The sequence below is a fragment of the Domibacillus sp. DTU_2020_1001157_1_SI_ALB_TIR_016 genome (assembly GCF_032341995.1).
Lineage (GTDB): Bacteria > Bacillota > Bacilli > Bacillales > Domibacillaceae > Domibacillus > Domibacillus indicus_A.
This window is the reverse complement of sequence record NZ_CP135439.1, coordinates 2,218,399-2,234,868: the sequence shown is the minus strand read 5'-3', so window position 1 is coordinate 2,234,868 and position 16,470 is coordinate 2,218,399. Positions and strand designations below refer to the sequence as shown.

Sequence of the window (16,470 nt, the reverse complement as noted above, 5' to 3'; positions counted from 1 at the left end):
TTCGTCCCAAGGAGTGAGAAGTATGTCAATGCGTTCTAATCGTGTGGCGGAACAAATGAAAAAAGAACTGACGGAAATTTTAAGCCGGAAAGTTAAAGATCCCCGTATTGGATTTCTAACCGTAACGGATGTAGAGGTTACCGGAGATCTGCAGCAGGCAACCGTTTATATTACGGTGCTTGGCGGTGAAGAAGAGCGGGAGGGTACACTGAAGGCATTAGCGAAAGCAAAAGGATTTATCCGTTCTGAACTTGGAACTCGAATCCGTCTTCGCAAAACCCCGGAGCTTATGTTTGAGTTTGATGAATCAGTTGCGTACGGAAACAAAATCGATACGCTGCTGCGGGAATTAAGAGACTCGGACCCGTCGTAATACAAAAAGAGCGCCTTGAGAAGCAGCAGGAATGTCGGCTGCTTGATCAGGCGCTTTTTTTTGACAGCAAAAGGAGGCTTGAAATATGAATGGCATTTTGCCGCTATGGAAAGAAAAAGGAATGACATCACATGATTGTGTATTTAAAGCCCGTAAAATTCTTCGTACGAAAAAAGTAGGCCATACGGGTACACTCGATCCCGATGTAGAAGGCGTGCTTCCTCTTTGTATCGGGACAGCAACGAGGCTCGCTGAATATATTACCGACAGTGGAAAAATCTATGAGGCAGAAGTAACCATTGGCTTTTCAACAGAAACGGAGGATGCGTCTGGAGCAGTGGTGGAGTCAAGGCCGATTGACCGGGCTATTACGGATGCCGAGCTTGGAAGTGTGCTCCAAAGCCTCACTGGTGAAATTGAGCAAACACCACCTATGTACTCGGCTGTAAAAGTGAACGGCAGGCGTTTATATGAATATGCACGGGCCGGACAAACGGTAGAGCGCCCGTCACGGATCGTCTCTATTTACAGCATTGAGCGAATCAGCCCGATCGAACAGGAAAATGAAAAAGTCCGCTTTTCCATTCGCGTTTCTTGCGGGAAAGGGACCTATATTCGAACTTTGGCTGTAATGATTGGCGAAAAGCTCGGCTACCCGGCGCATATGTCACGCCTGGTACGTACTCATTCAGGAGGCTTCGGTGAAGACGACTGCGTCACGCTGTCTGTGCTGGCAGAACGGGCTCCAGAGGATGTCTTAAAGCCGGTTGAAACAGCGGTTTCTCATTTGCCGAAGTGGATCGTAAATGATACAGTAGCAGTAAAGGTAAAGAATGGGGCTGTTTTGTCGAAGCCTGCCCAGTGGCCGGCTGGGGAGTCCGAAGCAGCTGTTTATTTAAACGGGGAACTATTGGCCATCTACCAGGTTCATCCGGAAAAAACAGGGCTGATCAAGCCGGTTAAAGTGATGCCACAATGACAGAGAGACAGGTGTGAAATGTATGGATGTTATTATGCTGCGCCACCCGCACAGCCATAAAAAAGAAGAATTCGAACCGATGGCGCTTGCGCTTGGTTTTTTTGACGGGGTACATAAAGGGCATCAACAGGTAATCTCTGCCGCTAAAAAAACGGCGGATAAGCACGGCTGGAAAAGTGCCGTAATGACATTTGATCCTCATCCGTCTGTTGTTCTTGGCAGAAAGCATCAGCATATCCGCTATATTACTCCTCTTGAGGAAAAAAAGCGTTTGATCGCTGATCTCGGTATTGACTATTTGTTCGTGGTCCGATTTACGTCTGATTTTGCAGCCCTTGAACCACAGCAGTTTGTAGACCAGTATATCATTGGTTTAAATGTTCAGCACGTGACGGCCGGTTTTGATTATACATACGGCCGTCTTGGAAAAGGAACGATGGAAACATTACTGTTTCATTCACGCGGGGCATTTGCTTTTACATCTGTTGATAAGCTTGAATTTGGGGAGGAAAAAGTAAGTTCGACCAAAATAAGAGAGCTGCTTTCGGAAGGACTTGTACGCGATGCGTCCGATTTACTCGGCCGCCCTTACCGGATGCACGGGACGGTTATTCACGGTGATAAACGCGGCCGGAAAATGGGTTTTCCCACCGCGAATATCGAACCCGATGATGATTATTTCCTGCCGCGCACCGGTGTATACGCCGTAAAAATCCGTGTGAAAAATGAATGGCATGAAGGGGTGTGCAATGTTGGGTTCCGTCCGACATTTAAAAGTCCGGACAAGCCGGTTTTATCAATCGAAGTGCATATTTTTCAGTATACGGGGGATATTTACGGAGAAGAAGTGGAAGTGGACTGGTTTATTCGGCTGCGCGGGGAGCAGAAGTTTAGCGGTATTGAAGAGCTGGCTGCACAAATTGAACGGGATAAAAAAGCAGCTGTGCATTTCTTCGACAGCAAACGTCTTGACGAAGAAGCATAAATTTCTTATAATAAGAAGTGCTTGACATTTTGAACCGCTGCTTGGCATTGCGAATCTCCAACGCATGCTCGGCTGACGGGGATGAATCAATTTAAAGGAGGAATTACAAATGGCATTAACACAAGAACGCAAAAACGAACTAATTCAGGAGTACAGAACACACGAAAGCGACACTGGGTCTCCAGAAGTTCAAATCGCTGTATTAACTGAACAAATCAACACGTTGAATGATCACTTACGTACACATAAAAAAGACCACCATTCACGTCGCGGTCTTCTAAAAATGGTCGGCCGCCGTCGTAACCTGCTTTCATACCTTCGTAACAAGGATGTAGCACGTTACCGCGAGTTGATCCAAAAGCTCGGTTTGCGCCGATAATTCACGATAAAGCGGGATTTTTCCCGCTTTTTTGTTAGGAAAAAAACGTTTTTTTAAATAAAGAGAGGTGCAACCAAATGGAGCAGGGAAAAAGAACATTTTCCATCGACTGGGCAGGACGCGAATTAACGGTTGAAATAGGACAAATCGCGAAGCAGGCCAATGGTTCAGCGCTAATTCGCTACGGCGATACGGTCGTACTTAGTACTGCAACAGCTTCTAAGGAAGCGAAAGCAGTGGATTTCTTTCCGTTAACAGTAAACTACGAAGAGCGTCTTTATGCCGCAGGTAAAATTCCAGGCGGATTTATTAAAAGAGAAGGCCGTCCGAGTGAAAAAGCGACACTGGCAAGCCGGTTAATTGACCGCCCAATTCGTCCGCTTTTTGCCGATGGATTCCGTAATGAAGTTCAAGTGATCAGCATGGTCATGAGTGTAGACCAGGACTGCTCACCTGAAATGGCTGCAATGTTCGGTTCCTCACTGGCGCTGTCAGTATCAGATATTCCATTCGAAGGTCCAATTGCCGGGGTAAACGTCGGCCGTGTAGACGGTTCTTTCGTGATCAACCCGACAGTGGAGCAGCAGGAAAAAAGTGATATTGATTTGTCGGTCGCTGGCACTAAAGAAGCAATCAACATGGTTGAAGCGGGAGCAGACGAAGTACCAGAAGAAGTGATGCTTGAAGCGATTATGTTTGGCCACGAAGAAATCAAGCGCTTAATCGCTTTCCAGGAAGAAATTGTCGCTGCATGCGGAAAAGAAAAGCGTGAAGTTGTTCTTTATGAAAACGACAAAGTGCTGGAAGCCAAAATTCGTGCAATGTGTGAAGCGGATATGAAGCAGGCGATTCAAACACCTGAAAAGCATGCGCGCGAGGAAGCGATCACAGAAGTGAAAAATGCTGTGAAAGAAGCGCTTCTTTCGGAAGGCGAAGAAGAACAAGTGCTGGCTGAAGCCTCCGCTATTCTCGAAAAACTCGTTAAAGAAGAAGTGCGCCGTTTGATTACCGTTGAAAAAATTCGTCCAGACGGCCGGAAGATCGACGAAATTCGTCCGCTTTCTTCCGAAACCACATTACTTCCACGTACACATGGCTCCGCTATGTTTACCCGTGGACAAACACAGGTACTGAGTGTAGCTACGCTTGGTGCTTTAGGTGATGTGCAAATTTTGGACGGTCTTGGAACGGAAGAATCAAAACGGTTTATGCACCATTACAATTTCCCTTCGTTCAGCGTAGGGGAAACACGTCCGCTTCGTGCACCGGGCCGCCGGGAAATTGGGCATGGTGCTCTTGGAGAGCGTGCTCTTTATCCGATTATCCCTGATGAAAAAGACTTCCCGTATACGATTCGCCTTGTATCAGAGGTGCTTGAATCGAACGGATCTTCATCTCAAGCGAGTATTTGTGCAAGCACAATGGCGATGATGGATGCAGGTGTACCAATTAAAGCGCCTGTCGCTGGTATTGCAATGGGTCTTGTTAAGTCTGGCGAGCATTATACAGTGTTGTCTGATATTCAAGGCATGGAAGACCACCTTGGTGATATGGACTTTAAAGTAGCAGGTACAGCAAAAGGCGTGACCGCTCTTCAAATGGATATTAAAATCGATGGATTAAGCCGTGAGATTTTAGAAGAAGCGCTTCAGCAGGCAAAAGAAGGAAGAATGCATATTTTAGAGCATATGCTGTCTGTAATTGATACGCCGCGCAATGAATTGTCGGCTTACGCGCCGAAAATTATGACCATGACCATCAATCCGGATAAAATCCGTGATGTTATTGGGCCGAGCGGCAAACAAATCAATAAAATTATTGAAGAAACTGGCGTAAAAATCGATATTGAACAAGACGGAACCGTCTTTATTTCATCGGTGAACCAGGAAGACAATGAACGGGCGAAGAAAATTATCGAAGACATTGTACGTGAAGTACAAGTCGGCGAGCTTTACATGGGGAAAGTAAAGCGTATTGAGAAATTCGGCGCTTTTGTTGAGCTGTTCAAAGGCAAAGACGGTCTTGTGCACATTTCCGAGCTTGCTGAAGAGCGGGTTGGCAAGGTAGAAGATGTATTGAAAATAGGCGATGAAATCCTTGTAAAAGTAATTGCTATTGATAATCAAGGGCGCGTAAATGTGTCTAGAAAAGCTGTTTTAAAAGAACAGCGTGAAAAAGAAGAAGCAGCTAAACAGCAGCAATAACATTAAAGGCAGGGACTTCGTATGAAGTCTCTGCTTTTTTTTATAGCTTTTGGAAGCGAAGTATGATATTGTTATTCATTGATATTGTGATGTGGTCAACAAGATGAACAGAAACTAGGGGGATATGATTACGTTGATAAAACGATTTACATGCAAGAATGGCGTGACCATCGTAACAGAAGAAATGACCACGGTTCGGTCCGCTGCAATTGGCATATGGATTGCAACAGGATCCCGTGACGAGTCACCAGAACTAAACGGTGTGTCCCATTTTCTTGAACATATGTTCTTTAAAGGAACAGATACATTAAGTGCAAAAGAAATAGCAGAAAGCTTTGACAGCATCGGCGGTCAAGTAAATGCTTTTACGTCAAAAGAATACACGTGCTACTATGCAAAGGTGCTTGATAATCATGCAGAGCACGCTTTAAATGTGCTGGCAGATATGTTTTTCCATTCTAAATTTGATACAGAAGAGCTTGAAAAAGAGCGCAATGTTATTTTAGAGGAAATTAAAATGTATGAAGACGCGCCGGACGATATCGTTCATGATTTGCTTAGCAGCGCCGCTTACGGTAACCATCCGCTTGGCCTTCCGATTTTGGGGACAGAAGAAACATTGGCTGCTTTCACACGTGACACGCTCAAAGAATACATGTACAACATGTATACACCGGATCGGGTAGTCATTTCGATCGCAGGCAATATTACAGAAGAGCTCGTGAAAAAAGCAGAAGCTCTTTTTGGAGAGTACGAAGGCGGCAAAGCGCCGGCCATGGAGGCTGTTTCTCACTTTTACCATGAGAAAAAAGCACGCTCGAAAGAAACAGAGCAAGCGCATTTATGCTTTGGATATGAAGGTGTCCCAATCGGAGACAAAGACATTTACAATTTAATCGTACTCAATAATATTATCGGTGGAAGCATGTCTAGCCGTCTTTTCCAGGAAGTTCGTGAAGAACGGGGTCTTGCGTATTCTGTGTACTCGTACCATTCTTCTTATAAAGATACGGGTCTGATCACATTTTATGGTGGAACAGGAGCCGAACAGCTGGAAGAATTATATGCGACCATTATGAAGTCCATCGACCTTGTTAAAAAGGAAGGAATTACACCAAAAGAGCTTCAAAACAGTAAGGAACAGCTTAAAGGCAGCTTAATGCTTAGTCTGGAGAGCACAAACAGCCGTATGAGCCGTAATGGAAAAAACGAGCTGCTTCTTAAGCGCCACCGTACGCTTGATGAAGTCGTCTCACTAATTGATAACGTAAAAAAAGACCGGGTGGACGCACTGGCAGCAGAATTGTTTAATAAACCATTCTCAGCCGCGCTGATCAGCCCGGATGGCAAATGGCCGAAAACAGCCCAAATTTGAATCCGCTCAAAGAGTGGATTCTTTTTTTTGGAACAAAACAGAACGCACAGGGAAAAATGGCGGTTCATACAATAAAAAGAATACGCCGCAATTGGAGGAGATTTAGGTGAAAGCATTGATTTATGGCGGAGATGCCAGACAGATTGAGATGGGCCGCCTGTTAATGGAACGCGGCATCCATGTGTACATGGCTGGATTTGATCAGGCAAAGAAGGAACTCTCAGGCGCACAGGTTCTGAAACCGGAAGACGTGTCCTATCAGCTGATGGACTTGTTTATATTGCCGGTTTCGGGCGTGAAAAAAGGAGGGGTAGTGGATGCCCCGTTTTCATCAAACCCGCTTTTCATGACAAAAGAAATTGCCGAGTCTCTGTCACCCAATTGCATTATCGTAAGCGGCATTGAAACACCAGCCCTAAAAAGCATAGTAGACCGTGACATTCTGTATATTTTCGACCGGGAAGACGCAGCGGTGCTTAACTCTATTCCGACAGCTGAAGGAACCCTGATGATCGCCATGCAAAAAACGGATCATACCATTCACGGGGCCAATGTGATGGTAATCGGGCTTGGCCGCGTCGGTATTACAACGGCCCGGCTGTTCTATCAGGCCGGTGCTCATGTAACGGCAGCGGTGCGGGAAACAGGGAAGTTTGCTAGAGCAAAAGAAATGAGCCTGTATCCTTTTTATATGGAAAGCATGAAAGAAGAAATTAAACGAGCCGACATTGTGATCAATACAGTGCCGGATATGGTTTTAACAAAAGAAATATTAGAGCAAATGAAGCCGGGCTCTCTGGTGATTGACCTCGCCTCTGAACCGGGAGGAACGGATTTCGAAGCTGCCCAAAAAGCAGGAATAGAAGCCATTCATGCTCTCGGCCTGCCGGGCAAAGTAGCGCCAAAAACAGCTGGGGAAATACTGGCTCATGTTTTATGGGATGCTGTAAAAGAATGGAAAGAAGAAAGGGGATTGTAAGAAGTGGACCTATCGTTAAAAGGGCGTCGGATTGGGTTCGGGATCACAGGATCACATTGTACATTTGAAGAAATAGTGCCGGTCGTGGCGAAGTTAAGAGAACTGGGAGCCGAGGTAGTGCCGGTGGCAACGAATACAGTACAAAAAGAAGCAAGCCGGTTCGGTTCGGCAGGAGAGTGGCTGAAGAAAGTAGAAGAGGTAGCAGGCCAAAAAGCGATTACAACCATTCAAGATGCTGAACCGCTGGGACCAAAAAATCCAGTGGATTGCATGGTAATCGCGCCTATGACCGGAAACTCCATCAGTAAATTTGCCAACGCTGCTACAGACTCTCCCGTCTTAATGGCTGCCAAGGCTACACTGCGAAATGGAAGCCCTGTGGTAGTCGCTGTCTCAACAAACGATGCGCTTGGGTTAAACAGCCAAAATATTGTAAAGCTCTTAAATATGAAAAATATTTATTTTGTTCCTTTTGGTCAGGACGATCCCATTAAAAAACCAAATTCTTTAGTGGCGTTTATGGATTTGATTCCCGCAACGGTTTCAGAAGCCCTTTCCCATAAACAAATTCAGCCGCTGTTGAAAGAATATCCGTCTTCAACCGTTTAAAGAAATCACCGCTTTTTTTATTTCCCATTGATTTTCTTCTTTCCATCGTCCTTTAATGTGTTAAAATAGTGCTATTATCAGTATCAAGATACTTTTTTCAACATTCATGATAATTCGACAATGTATCTTTATACAAAAAGATGAACTTTTATTACCGGAAGGGGAAGATTTGAATGAGTAACACAGGTTTTCACGTAGCCGTCGTTGGAGCGACGGGAGCGGTCGGACAGCAAATGCTAAAAACATTGGAAGAGCGCAATTTCCCGATTAAGACATTGACGCTTCTTTCATCCGCCCGTTCAGCGGGAAAAACCGTTTCTTTTAGAGGCGAAGAAGTAACAGTTCAAGAAGCAAAGCCAGAGAGCTTTGAAGGAATCGATATCGCTCTGTTTTCCGCAGGAGGCAGCGTATCAGAAGCATTGGCTCCGGAAGCGGCAAAACGCGGTGCGATCGTGATCGATAATACAAGTGCTTTCCGCATGCATCCGGATGTGCCGCTTGTCGTGCCGGAAGTCAACAAAGAAGATTTGCGTAACCATAACGGCATCATTGCCAACCCGAACTGCTCAACGATTCAAATGCTTGTAGCGCTTGAGCCGATTCGCCAGGCAGCAGGCTTGAAAAAAGTAATCGTTTCTACGTACCAGGCTGTATCAGGTGCGGGAGCAAAAGCAGTTGAAGAGCTTTACAGCCAGACAAAAGCGATCGTAAACAATGAATCGTTTGAGCCGAAGATTTTACCAGTCGGCAGCGACAAAAAACATTATCAAATTGCATTCAACGCCATTCCGCAAATTGATAAATTCCAAGATAACGGCTTCACATATGAAGAAATGAAAATGATTAATGAAACAAAGAAAATTATGCATATGGAAGACCTGCCGGTTGCCGCAACGTGTGTCCGCCTGCCAATTGCAACGGGCCACTCAGAATCTCTTTATTTTGAAACGGAAAAAGGCGGCTTGAGCGCAGCGGATATCCAGGCTTTGCTAAAAGACGCTCCAGGTGTTGTGCTGCAGGATAATCCTTCTGAACAGCTTTATCCAATGCCGGCAGACTGCGTAGGCAAAAATGATACTTTTGTTGGACGGATTCGTAAAGATCTTGATACAGATAACGGTTTCCATATGTGGGTTGTTTCTGATAATCTGTTAAAGGGAGCAGCTTGGAATTCTGTTCAGATTGCTGAGACGTTAATTGAAATGGGCCTTGTAACAGAAAAATAAGCCGGCTGCCACTCCTAATTGAGAAAGCCAGGTGTATAATGTGAACATCATCATTCAAAAGTTTGGCGGGACATCTGTCCGTGATGAACAGTCACGGCTGAGCGCTCTTAGTCATGTACAGCGCGCGGTACGTGAAGGATATAAAGTAGTTGTCGTAGTTTCTGCGATGGGGCGAAAAGGCGATCCGTATGCGACGGATACGCTTCTTTCGCTTGCAGGAAGCGGGACAGGGGTGTTGACAAAGCGGGAAACAGACCTGCTCATGTCAACCGGAGAACTTATTTCCAGTCTTGTTTTTTCAGCGATGCTGAAAGAAAACGGGCTGTCGTCTGTTGCGCTTACGGGCGCTCAAGCCGGCTTTTTAACGGACCATAACCATACGGATGCGAAAATTGTCAAAATCGAGCCGTCAAGGCTGCTGAAAGAATTTGAAGCGTGCGACGTCGTTGTCGTAGCAGGCTTTCAAGGTGCGACAAGCACAGGTGAAATTACAACTCTTGGACGCGGCGGCAGCGATACGTCTGCAGCAGCGCTCGGTGCAGCATTGCAGGCCGATTTTATCGACATTTTTACAGATGTAAACGGAATTATGACAGCCGATCCGAGAATTGCCAAAAATGCTCGGCCATTGTCTGTTGTAACTTATACAGAAGTATGTAACATGGCTTATCAAGGTGCGAAAGTCATTCATCCGCGGGCTGTGGAAATTGCCATGCAGGCGAAGGTGCCCCTTCGTATACGGTCTACGTATTCGGAGGAAACAGGTACCCTTGTTACTTCTTCTCCGGATGAAAACCGCGGCTCTGATACACGTGACCGGCTTGTGACGGGGGTTGCCCACGTAACAGGCATCACACGCATTCGGATACAAACGACAGAGCAGGCGGAGATTTTTGCATTGATGGCATCAGAAGGCATCAGTGTTGATTTTATCAACATTTCTGAAGATCGTGTCACGTACACGGTTGTGGATGCGAATGCGCCAAAAGCAAAGCAGCGTTTAGAAGAAAATGGATATACCCCGCTTCTCGACCCTGATTGTGCGAAAGTGTCAGTTGTAGGCGCTGGCATGACAGGCGTACCGGGAGTTACATCGAAAATTGTTTCAGCGCTCGCTGCAAAAGGTATCTCTATTATGCAGTCCGCAGACAGTCATACGACGATCTGGGTGTTAGTGAAAGAAGACCAGATGCCGGCTGCTGTTAATGCTCTGCATGATGCATTTTTACTTGAACAAATAAATGAATAGGCTGAATTGATTGAGGAAGCCGGAATTAGGAGGCGATTGCACATGATTTCTTTCGGCCGGTTGTCGACGGCAATGGTGACGCCGTTTGACTCAAAAGGAAACATTGATTTCGAAAAAACCACACAGCTGATTGAACATTTAATCGGAACCGGAACCGATTCGCTTGTCGTAGCGGGAACAACCGGTGAATCACCAACACTTACAACTGAGGAAAAAGTGGCGCTTTTCCGCCATACCGTTAAAGTAGTCAATGGCCGTATTCCGGTCGTTGCCGGTACGGGAAGCAACAATACAAAAGCGTCCATTGAATTAACGAAAAAAGCGGAGGCAGAAGGCGTTGACGCCATTATGCTCGTGGCTCCTTATTATAATAAACCGAACCAGGAAGGGTTGTTTCAGCACTTTAAAACAGTAGCGGAATCTACTCATCTTCCCGTTATGATCTATAACATTCCGGGCCGTTCTTCTGTTTTAATTGAGCCAAAAACAACGATCCGTCTTGCGAATGAAGTATCAAATATCATGTCAACGAAAGAAGCGAGCGGCAGCCTGGATATCATCACAGAAATCGTCGCAAATACTGGAGATGATTTTCTTGTATACAGCGGTGATGACGGGCTGACACTGCCGGTTCTTTCGGTAGGAGGCACAGGAATCATTTCTGTCGCATCTCACGTGGCTGGAAAAGAAATGAAGCAAATGGTGAATGCTTATTTAAGTGGAGATGTTCAAACAGCAGCTTCCATTCATCAAACTCTTCTTCCGCTTTTCCGCGGATTGTTTGCTGCACCAAACCCGGTGCCGGTCAAAACGGCTCTTCAAATGAAAGGTCTCGATGTGGGCGGTGTTCGTCTGCCGCTTCTTCCTTTAACAGAAGAGGAGCGAACAACCCTGTCGACACTGCTTTAAAAATAAAGCCGGTTTTTGCAGAACTTCTGCAAAAACCGGCTTTTCTTATTTCCTGGCAGATAGTATTGGCTTTCATTTTCTTCATCGCTTATAATAGACGTAATGTTTGGATCGGGTCTTTTAAATGTTTAGGAGGAAATAATGTGAGCAAGAGAACAAATGAATTAATTAAGATTATCCCGCTGGGCGGAGTCGGGGAAGTCGGGAAAAATATGACAGTCGTAGAAGTGGATCAGGATATTTTCGTGATCGACACCGGCCTTATGTTTCCTGAGAATGAAATGCTTGGAATCGACATTGTCATTCCGGACATTACATATCTGGAAGAAAACAAGGAGCGAGTAAAAGGTATTTTCCTGACGCACGGTCATGAAGATGCGATCGGCTCGCTCGGGTATGTACTTAAAAAAGTACAGGCACCTGTATATGGAACCAAATTAACGCTGGCGCTTGCCAAGATGCGCCTGCGTGAAGAGAATGTAAAAGAAGATGTTAAGTTTTACACGGTGCATTCCGAATCGAAATTGCGTTTTGATCATGCGGACGTGACTTTTTTCCGGACAACACACAGCATTCCGGATTCTGTCGGCGTCGCCATCCACACATCCGAAGGCGCCATCGTACACACAGGTGAATTTAAATTTGACCAAAGTGCAAAAGGCCACTACGCACCGGATATCGGCAAAATGGCAGCGCTTGGTAAAAATGGTGTTTTCGCTTTGCTTTCTGACTCTACAGAAGCTGAACGTCCGGGTCATACAACTTCTGAGGCAGTCATTGCCTCTCAGCTTTCGGATGCGTTTCATTCAGCTGAAGGCCGGATTATCGTTTCACTTTTTGCGTCTAACTTAATTCGTATGCAGCAGGTATTTGATGCTGCATATGAAAATGGCCGCAAGGTAGCGGTGAGCGGAAAAAGCATTCAGCGTGTAAATGATATTGCCATCCGGCTTGGCTATTTGCAGGTTGAAGATGATATTTTAATCAGCTTAAATGAAATTAGCAAGCATGCTGATCATGAAGTGGTGATCCTCGCAACAGGCGTACAGGGTGAGCCAATTGAGGCGCTTCAGAAAATGGCGAAGGGAACAAACCGTCATGTGAAAATTAAAGAAGGCGATACGGTGCTGATTACTGCATCTCCATCTCCAGGCTTAGAGCTGCTGATGGCCAAAACAGTCAACCTTCTTTACCGTGCCGGCGCAAATGTGTTAACAGGCAGCCGCCGTGTGCACGTTTCCGGACACGGATCTCAAGAAGACTTAAAGTTTATGCTTAATTTAATGAAGCCGACGTATTTCATTCCGATTCAAGGGGAATACCGTATGCTTAAAGCGCATAAAAATCTGGCACTAGTGACTGGCGTGCCGGAAGAGAATACGTACATCCCGGAAAAAGGCGACGTCATTGAATTTAAAAATGGAAAGATGCGTCCGGCCGGTCGTGTAACCGCCGGCAATGTCCTGATTGACGGAATTGGTGTGGGAGATGTAGGCAATATCGTTCTTCGTGACCGAAAGCTGTTGTCACAGGATGGCATTTTCACGGTTGTGATTACGTTAAGCAAAAAACAAAAAAGAATTGTTGCCGGACCGGAAATTATCTCACGCGGTTTTGTGTATGTACGCGAGTCAGAAAAGCTGATCGATGATTCCGTAAAGCTTGTGACAGGTATTGTCGAGAAAAATCTTGCGGGTGAAACATTTGAATGGTCTGGTATTAAGCAGGATATTCGTGATCAATTAAACTCATTCTTACATGAAAAAACAAAGCGGCGTCCAATGATCCTGCCGATTATCATGGAAGTATAAACGCTCATATGTTCTCATGTGTCGATCATATGATATAATGTGAAAGCAGCCGAAACCGGCTGCTTTCAACTGTTTAAAGATCATGAAAAGTAGGGTGACGACATGGCACAAAAAAAACGAAAAAAACCGGTCCGGCGCCGGACCAATAAAGAAAAAAAGCAAATAGAATCATTGAAGATCCAGGGAGCCGGCGCTCTTATCTTTGTCCTTTGCGCTGTAGGTCTGCTTGGCACCGGAGTCGCTGGAGCTGTTATTAAAGGAGCGGCCGCTTTTTTCTTTGGCACGCTGTATGCGCTCGGATTGATCGGTCTATGCGGTATGGCACTTTATATGATTGTAAGGCGAAAACGGCCGCCGGTTTGGGAACGTAAAATTACGGGCAGCCTGCTGATAGTTTCCAGTGTGCTTGTATTTCTGCATATTCGCCTGTTTGAAAACCCGGCAGAAGGTGTGAATTACACAGCTGAAACGTGGTATTTATACAAACAAAGCGTGTCAGGTGTCGGAACGATGGATATCGGCGGCGGAATGATTGGCGGAGCCTTATTTCATCTTTTTTTCTTTCTATTTGGCCGGCCGGGCACATGGATTTTTGGACTGGCTTTATTTTTCGCAGGGATTGTGTTAGTAGGCGGCAAGCCGCTTGTTGAAAAATTGGTACATGGCGCCGCTCTTGCGGGCGAAAAGCTGAACGATTCCTGGCATCAAGCGAGGGAACAGTGGGCAGAGCGAAGGGAATGGAAGGAGCAGGAGCAGGAGCAGGCTGAGAAGGACAAGCCGAGAGCAGCGGTAAAAGAAGCTCTACCTGAAGTAGAAAGCAAAGAAGACCCTGTTATGTCAGAGGCCGCACCACTTATTTCAAGCTTTGCTGAAAAAGCTTATACAGAAGAACCGGTTACGCAGCAGAAGAAACATGAACCGGAAGCACCGCAGGAAGCAGAGCCAGCGGTTCTATCGTTTACAGAATCAGAAAACAAAGATTACAAGCTGCCGCCGGCTTCTCTTCTCCAAAAGCCGCAGCAGGCAGATCAAAGCAATGAAAAAAAACATATTCAAAAAAATGCTCAAAAACTCGAAAAAACGTTCCAAAGCTTTGGTGTTAAAGCGAAAGTGACTCAGATCCATCTTGGTCCGGCTGTTACCAAGTATGAAGTACAGCCGGATACCGGCGTAAAGGTAAGCAAAATTGTCGGCTTGACGGATGATTTGGCGCTGGCGCTTGCAGCAAAAGATATTCGGATGGAAGCACCAATTCCAGGAAAATCCGCTATAGGAATTGAAGTGCCGAATGCTGAAGTGGCAATGGTCAGCTTTCGTGAAGTGATTGAAGCAAAGCAGAATGAAAAAAAGGATTCAAAACTTCTAGCAGCACTCGGGCGTGATATTACCGGTGAAGCCATTGCAGCTGAACTGAATAAAATGCCGCACTTGCTTGTTGCCGGGGCAACAGGAAGCGGAAAAAGTGTCTGCATTAACGGCATCATCACCAGTATTTTAATGCGTGCTAAGCCGCACGAAGTGAAGATGATGATGATTGATCCGAAAATGGTGGAGCTCAATGTATACAATGGTATTCCGCATTTGCTCGCCCCTGTTGTAACAGACGCGAAAAAAGCTTCACAAGCGTTGAAAAAAGTAGTGGGGGAAATGGAACGCCGGTACGATTTGTTTTCACACACAGGCACGCGAAATATCGAAGGCTATAATGGCTATGTGACCAAGCACAATAACGAAACGGGCGAGAAGCAGCCTCATTTGCCGTATATTGTCGTGATTGTAGACGAGCTGGCTGACTTAATGATGGTTGCTTCAAGCGATGTAGAAGATTCGATTACAAGGCTTGCTCAAATGGCCCGGGCAGCCGGCATTCATTTAATTATTGCCACGCAGCGTCCATCTGTAGATGTTATTACCGGTGTTATTAAAGCGAATATCCCATCGCGCATCGCTTTCTCTGTTTCCTCGGCAACCGATTCCCGCACCATTTTAGATATGGGCGGTGCCGAAAAACTTCTCGGACGCGGGGATATGCTTTTTTACCCGTCTGGAGCGGTAAAGCCGATTCGGGTCCAGGGTGCCTTTTTGTCAGATGAAGAGGTAGAAGATATCGTAGATTTTGTGATTGCCCAGCAAAAAGCGCAATACCAGGAAGAAATGATTCCAGAAGATGTGCCGGAAACAGCCGGCCAGTCGGAGGATGAGCTGTATGATGACGCAGTGCAGCTGATTGCTGAAATGCAGACTGCTTCGGTATCTATGCTGCAGCGCCGCTTTCGAATCGGCTACAGCCGGGCAGCGCGTTTAATTGACGAAATGGAAATGAGAGGCGTTATTGGCCCGTATGAAGGAAGCAAACCGAGAACAGTACTCGTTCCAAAGCCGTCTGAAGAGCATATGTAAAAAAGAACAGCCGAATGGCTGTTCTTTTTTTAAAAAAATTTTTTATTAAAGTATACATAACTATGTAGGCGATTTCCTTGTTGTTATTACTTTACTTGTATAATGATACAAACAAGAGAATGTTTAAGAAATTCTTTCTTTTCACTATTAAATAGTATCTTTTCAATTATCAAAAAAAATGATATGTTAAATGAAATTAGCGTAAATGTTAAACCTCAGAGGTCTGATGTCTCGTGCGAATGAAATGAAAAGGTGGTGACGATTCTGTGTCCATTAAACAGGACAACCGGCATTTATACCTTCAGGTAATTGACCGGCTGAAAAAAGATATTGAAGAAGGGATCTATAAAGAAAAAGAAAAGCTTCCTTCAGAATTTGAGCTGGCCAAACAGCTTGGCGTCAGCAGAGCTACTCTTCGGGAAGCGCTGCGCATACTCGAGGAGGAAAATGTGATTATCCGGCGTCATGGAGTAGGCACATTTGTTCATTCCAAGCCATTATTCACATCCGGCATTGAGCAGTTGATCAGCGTGACGGATATGATTGTAAATGCTGGCATGGAACCGAGTACCATTTTTCTCTCGTCTGCAGTGATGCAGGCAACTGAGGAGGATGCGCGCAGGCTGGCATGTGAGCCGGATGCGGAATTAATGGTGATTGAGCGCGTGCGGACTGCCAACGGAGTACCGGTTGTTTATTGTATTGATAAAATACCGAAAGTACTGTTTCCGGGGCAATTTGACGCAGGACAAGAATCCTTGTTTACCTTATTTGACGAGCATGCTGCACATCCTGTTTCGCATGCTGTAGCCAACATTGAACCATATGGCTGGCATGAAAAAGTATCACCGATTCTGGATTGTGAGCCTGAAACCGCACTGCTTGCCCTAAAGCAGCTTCATTATACGGAGAATGATGTGCCGGTTTTGTACTCGGTGAATTATTTTCGGGCGGACAAGTTCAGTTTTCATGTTCTGCGTAGACGTATGTAA

The 16,470-nt window shown here is 45.6% G+C and carries 14 protein-coding genes; all 14 read left to right on the top strand.

What is annotated here, in order from left to right:
* Nucleotides 1–22 precede the first annotated feature (22 nt).
* Entirely contained in the window at nucleotides 23–373 is a 351-nt protein-coding gene (gene rbfA, locus RRU94_RS19410) for a 30S ribosome-binding factor RbfA (protein ID WP_046175015.1), read from the top strand.
* 85 nt (nucleotides 374–458) lie between these two features.
* Nucleotides 459–1,352, top strand: a complete 894-nt coding sequence (gene truB, locus RRU94_RS19405; protein WP_315692496.1) for a tRNA pseudouridine(55) synthase TruB — start codon at nucleotides 459–461, stop codon at nucleotides 1,350–1,352.
* A 22-nt stretch (nucleotides 1,353–1,374) separates the two neighbouring features.
* Nucleotides 1,375–2,337 carry a bifunctional riboflavin kinase/FAD synthetase gene (ribF, locus tag RRU94_RS19400; protein WP_315692495.1) on the top strand — a complete coding sequence of 321 codons (963 nt, stop codon included), beginning with the start codon at nucleotides 1,375–1,377 and terminating at the stop codon, nucleotides 2,335–2,337.
* 109 nt (nucleotides 2,338–2,446) lie between these two features.
* Nucleotides 2,447–2,716 carry a 30S ribosomal protein S15 gene (rpsO, locus tag RRU94_RS19395; RefSeq protein ID WP_242234468.1) on the top strand — a complete coding sequence of 90 codons (270 nt, stop codon included), beginning with the start codon at nucleotides 2,447–2,449 and terminating at the stop codon, nucleotides 2,714–2,716.
* A 77-nt stretch (nucleotides 2,717–2,793) separates the two neighbouring features.
* On the top strand, nucleotides 2,794–4,920 hold the full coding sequence (gene pnp, locus RRU94_RS19390; protein WP_251270203.1) for a polyribonucleotide nucleotidyltransferase: 2,127 nt from the start codon (nucleotides 2,794–2,796) through the stop codon (nucleotides 4,918–4,920).
* A gap of 133 nt (nucleotides 4,921–5,053) precedes the next feature.
* The gene (locus RRU94_RS19385) at nucleotides 5,054–6,295 is read left to right on the top strand and encodes a M16 family metallopeptidase (protein ID WP_315696050.1); all 1,242 of its coding nucleotides are present in this window, start codon (nucleotides 5,054–5,056) and stop codon (nucleotides 6,293–6,295) included.
* 106 nt (nucleotides 6,296–6,401) lie between these two features.
* On the top strand, nucleotides 6,402–7,274 hold the full coding sequence (gene dpsA, locus RRU94_RS19380) for a dipicolinate synthase subunit DpsA (protein ID WP_315692494.1): 873 nt from the start codon (nucleotides 6,402–6,404) through the stop codon (nucleotides 7,272–7,274).
* A 3-nt stretch (nucleotides 7,275–7,277) separates the two neighbouring features.
* On the top strand, nucleotides 7,278–7,883 hold the full coding sequence (locus RRU94_RS19375; RefSeq protein ID WP_315692493.1) for a dipicolinate synthase subunit B: 606 nt from the start codon (nucleotides 7,278–7,280) through the stop codon (nucleotides 7,881–7,883).
* Between the two features lie 173 nt (nucleotides 7,884–8,056).
* The gene (gene asd / locus RRU94_RS19370) at nucleotides 8,057–9,109 is read left to right on the top strand and encodes an aspartate-semialdehyde dehydrogenase (RefSeq protein WP_251270200.1); all 1,053 of its coding nucleotides are present in this window, start codon (nucleotides 8,057–8,059) and stop codon (nucleotides 9,107–9,109) included.
* Between the two features lie 40 nt (nucleotides 9,110–9,149).
* Entirely contained in the window at nucleotides 9,150–10,358 is a 1,209-nt protein-coding gene (gene dapG, locus RRU94_RS19365; protein ID WP_315692491.1) for an aspartate kinase, read from the top strand.
* A gap of 42 nt (nucleotides 10,359–10,400) precedes the next feature.
* Complete coding sequence (dapA, locus tag RRU94_RS19360) at nucleotides 10,401–11,267, top strand: 4-hydroxy-tetrahydrodipicolinate synthase (protein ID WP_315692490.1); 867 nt, start codon at nucleotides 10,401–10,403, stop codon at nucleotides 11,265–11,267.
* Between the two features lie 143 nt (nucleotides 11,268–11,410).
* Entirely contained in the window at nucleotides 11,411–13,078 is a 1,668-nt protein-coding gene (locus RRU94_RS19355; RefSeq protein WP_251270197.1) for a ribonuclease J, read from the top strand.
* 102 nt (nucleotides 13,079–13,180) lie between these two features.
* Nucleotides 13,181–15,478, top strand: coding sequence for a DNA translocase FtsK (locus RRU94_RS19350; protein WP_315692488.1), 2,298 nt, complete (start codon nucleotides 13,181–13,183; stop codon nucleotides 15,476–15,478).
* A 266-nt stretch (nucleotides 15,479–15,744) separates the two neighbouring features.
* A complete protein-coding gene (locus tag RRU94_RS19345) occupies nucleotides 15,745–16,470 on the top strand; it encodes a GntR family transcriptional regulator (RefSeq protein ID WP_242234477.1) in 726 nt (241 codons plus the stop codon).

Excerpts from the sequence above, each read along its gene's own strand:
- rbfA (WP_046175015.1), top strand. The coding sequence starts at position 23 with ATGTCAATGCGTTCTAATCGTGTGGCGGAACAAATGAAAAAAGAACTG.
- truB (WP_315692496.1), top strand. The coding sequence starts at position 459 with ATGAATGGCATTTTGCCGCTATGGAAAGAAAAAGGAATGACATCACAT.
- ribF (WP_315692495.1), top strand. The coding sequence starts at position 1,375 with ATGGATGTTATTATGCTGCGCCACCCGCACAGCCATAAAAAAGAAGAA.
- rpsO (WP_242234468.1), top strand. The coding sequence starts at position 2,447 with ATGGCATTAACACAAGAACGCAAAAACGAACTAATTCAGGAGTACAGA.
- pnp (WP_251270203.1), top strand. The coding sequence starts at position 2,794 with ATGGAGCAGGGAAAAAGAACATTTTCCATCGACTGGGCAGGACGCGAA.
- asd (WP_251270200.1), top strand. The coding sequence starts at position 8,057 with ATGAGTAACACAGGTTTTCACGTAGCCGTCGTTGGAGCGACGGGAGCG.
- dapA (WP_315692490.1), top strand. The coding sequence starts at position 10,401 with ATGATTTCTTTCGGCCGGTTGTCGACGGCAATGGTGACGCCGTTTGAC.
- RRU94_RS19350 (WP_315692488.1), top strand. The coding sequence starts at position 13,181 with ATGGCACAAAAAAAACGAAAAAAACCGGTCCGGCGCCGGACCAATAAA.